Origin of the sequence: Vibrio qingdaonensis (genome assembly GCF_026191675.1) — a bacterium.
Classification (GTDB): Bacteria; Pseudomonadota; Gammaproteobacteria; order Enterobacterales; family Vibrionaceae; genus Vibrio; species Vibrio qingdaonensis.
Genome location: NZ_JAKRRY010000082.1, coordinates 1 through 3,905, shown reverse-complemented (window position 1 = coordinate 3,905; position 3,905 = coordinate 1). Strand labels below are relative to the sequence as shown.

1 protein-coding gene and 1 pseudogene are annotated in these 3,905 nt (G+C 42.6%); both read right to left on the bottom strand.

The genetic code is table 11. The annotated features are described in order from the left end of the window. A pseudogene (locus MD535_RS25095) lies at positions 1-826 on the bottom strand (hypothetical protein); the annotation flags it as partial. 4 nt (positions 827-830) lie between these two features. Further along, on the bottom strand, positions 831-3,905 hold a 3,075-nt coding region (locus tag MD535_RS25090), incomplete at its 5' end, for a type I restriction endonuclease subunit R, EcoR124 family (RefSeq protein ID WP_265677993.1).

The following is a 3,905-nucleotide window of genomic DNA, read 5'->3' as shown; positions in this document are numbered from 1 at the left end:
TGAGTGGTAGTGCAATGATGACCTGTTCATATAAGGTCAAATAAACCCTCAAGTTTTGACGCGGAAAGACAGACGCATCCACAAAGCAGCGAGACTTTGGCTCTTCAAACTTGGGTAAAAGATATTGGCTTTTTTGGTCAACCTCATCTCCACTAAATACTGATTGTCTATTTTGAGCCCAAAAATCTTCATCCTCTTCATATCTAGTTAGCAAAGGTTTGGAGAACTGCTTTTGCATTAAACCACTAGCTGTCAGTACTAGGTTGTTGCGAGTATTGGGTTCGTGTTCAACTTTTCCCGGAAAGTCAGGCATTGTAAGATCGACATTAAAAACAAAATCATAACCTTGATAGCCTAAAGCCTCACAAATTAGCTGCACCTCTTCTTGTTCACTACGAGTCAGCTCAGATTTAAAGGTCAGGTTAAACTCGTTTGTGTTGAATAGGAAATCCACATGAAATGGGTGATACTTTTTAGGAATGTGCAACACGAACAAATTAATGGTTTCATCGATAGTCATGGGCTGAGCATGCGTGAGTGTTTTTTCCAGCTTGCTGCGAGACTCTATTAAACGAAACCCTTGTGCTATCTCACCCACGATCTTCGCTGGTGGTATACCAATGGTATGGTACTTATCATAATGCTCCCTGAGTTCATCAAGAAGTGCATCATTGTTCTCCACATCCAATATAACCGCATACAGCTTCTCACCATCGGTAAAAAGCCCTTGATGAGAATACTGGTGGGTATCAAAACGAAATCGTTCATAATCATGTCTGATCGCATCCATAAGGGGGATACTGAAAGGAAATGCTTTAGCACTCATTCATTTAATTCTCACTTAAGAACACTTCAGCTTGCCCAAAGATAAACTCTTGAAGGTACTTATCAATACGCATGTTCAGTTTGAACGGGGGGATCGTCGTGCCTTCAAGATTTTCAAAGTAAGTCTTTGCCTGACTCCTATCGACCGTTGATTTCAGTTTATCAAAGCGACCAAAACGGTTAATGCTCTGCTCATTCACATCCCCGCCCATCAACTGGAGAAGTAAATCCCTATCTAAACCAAGAGCCTCAACAATGACGGCTATTCGTAACTGTTCCTTTTGATTTTGATAGTCGTTGATGTAGTCTCTAAAAGTATGACCTTCAATTAACTGCGCATCTCCACGCTGCAAATCGTGCAGAAAGAGCTTGGCATACTTTTGTTCGCTTTGGCTCAGTGACGCAAATGACTTATGTAACTCATTGAGTGTGGTTTCGACACTTGTGGAACCTTGGTGCTGATTAAGCTCTTTTAGATATTTATCAAAGCGACTATTCATGTAGTCGGCGTCGATTTTACCCGTGTCTATTTCTGTTAAATAACCACTGATATCAAAAGGGACATCACCACCAGCTCCTTCTCCATTGCCTTCCCCTTTGCCAGCAAGCTCTTTATAACGCTGAACTAAGCTCATGTAAGTGAGTTCATCGATAGCCAGAGTGACCTCACGCTCAGCACCGCTCTCACTTTCTGATGAGTCAGTATAGGTAGACTGCTCCCAATTCAGACCTTGTACTTTGGCAGCTTCTAGGTGCTTGTTAAAGGTATTAAATAATTCGGTAAACTTAGCACAGAGCTCGACATCGTCTGGCAGCGTTTCAAAATTTTCAATACCAGAACTAGCAAACAGCTCAGAGATATCCGCTGACACCCTATTCATAAGCTCAATATTACTTGCCAACCTATCAACAAAAAGCCCAATAGGTTTGTCGCCAGAATAGAGTTTGACAGCATCTTTAATGTGCTGCTCCATGGTATGTGGATAGCGATAATAACGAACAATGCCATGAGGTTTGTCGGGACCAAACAAACGATTAGTGCGTGAGAAAGCCTGAATGATATTCTGATACTTAATCACTTTATCTAAGTACAAAGTATTCAACCACTTGGAATCAAAGCCAGTCAGCATTTGATCGACCACGATCAGTAAGTCCAGCTGCTTTGAAGGTTCTTTGTGAATATTCTTGTATTGCTCTTTATGGGCAAGACGCGCAGCGATGTCTTTTTTAAAGGCCGAGTGACGGGCAAAATCAAACTCTAGGCCATAGCGGGCGTTATAATCAGCCATAATCTCTTCTAGACCATCACCTTTAAACGTCGGGCCACGGTCACCACTACCATCGTTCTCAATGTTAGGGTCAAATAGGGCCGATATTTTTAACTCAGGTTTATCTGCTTTTAAACGGCGATAATAATCAATCGCTTCAGCGATACTATTAGTGGCTAAAATGGCGTGAAATTTACTGCCTTGGCTCAGTACATCCCACTTATCCAAGATGTCAGCGACGACTTTTTCTTGATGAGCCTTCGTTAAGTATTGGCTTTTAGGAATATAATCTTCAATGCCTTTATGATATTTTCCTGCGGCGTCTTTAAACCCCGCCATCGGCACATCATTCATAAAGTGATTAAACTTTTTCTTTTTGGCTGGCTCTACCATTACATCCGTAACCGAGTCAGCCTTGGCTTGTTGTAAGGCGATCTCTTGTCTTAGTTCGCCATCCTTAAAGGTAGACACTCTGTAAGGGTCAAACCCCAACACGTTTCCATCACGGATACCATCGGCGATACTATAGCGATGCAACTCGCCACCAAAGACATCCATCGTTGTATTACTCTTGATTTGGTTTTCTTCATGAATGGGCGTGCCAGTAAAACCAAAAAAGAGGGCTTTCGGGAATGTTTTTTTCACCCTTACCAACATGCCTTCTCTATCTTCTGTACCTCCACTCATCGTTGAGCGGTGCGCCTCATCGATAATAAACACCAAGCGCTTATCACGAATTTTTTCAATATCAGCCGAGTTTGTTGCTACTCCCTCATCATCCGCTTCTTCAAAAATATTACTCATTTTTTGAATCGAACTAACAATTAAGGTATCAGCAGGCGCGGTGCTCTTTAGTTTGGTCACCAGTACATGGGTATTCTCGGTGGCTTGTACCACTTCTCCATCACTAGCAAACCCTTGATATTCAAGTAGAGACTGAGTACCAAGCTCGATGCGGTCCATTAAGAAAATTACTTTATCGGCGTCTTTTGATTGAGCAATCAACTGCGCTGACTTAAAGCTGGTCATGGTTTTACCAGAACCTGTGGTATGCCATACATAACCACCTAGCCTATCTTTATTGTTTATACCACCTAACTGCTTCCAGTTGGTTTTAGCGACTCGATCCGATATCGCATTAGCAGCGTAATACTGATAGCTACGCATGACTTTAAGGACCCCATCGGTATCATCAGCGACGGTATAAAAACCTATCAACTGATGTGCCATCGGTATCGATAGCAACGTAGAGGCGATATCCTTCCAGTGGTTCACGGGCTCGTTATTATAATCGGCCCAACTGAATTGATAGTCAGGGTTAAACTTGCCATCTAGTCCGGGGTTAGCAAAGTATTTAGCCTCATCAGGCTCCATGGCAACAAAGACTTGGATGAGCGAAAAAAGGCCGCTAAAAATGCCTTCTTTAGAGTACTTTTCAATTTGGTTGACCGCTTGACTGACCGGAATGCCGCTGCGCTTTAGCTCAATATGAATAACGGGCATACCGTTTATTAGCAACAGTACATCACCACGACGATCGTTACGTAACGGGCTACCTCGTTCGAACTTGGGTTGCTGCACAATTTGGTAACGGCTTTGACCAGCAGCGATCTCTTGACGGTCATAAATTTTCAAACTGACTTCTTTGCCATAGTGCAGCGAGTCATCAGGGTTATCTCGTTTAATCGCGACCGTTTTACCATTAATTAAACCGTTGAGTTTGAGCGGTGTTTTCAACTCTTTAATCTGCTCAATAATCTGCTGCATTTCAGTTGTAGTCAGCGGCACATCGTTTAAGCGATCTTGTTGGCG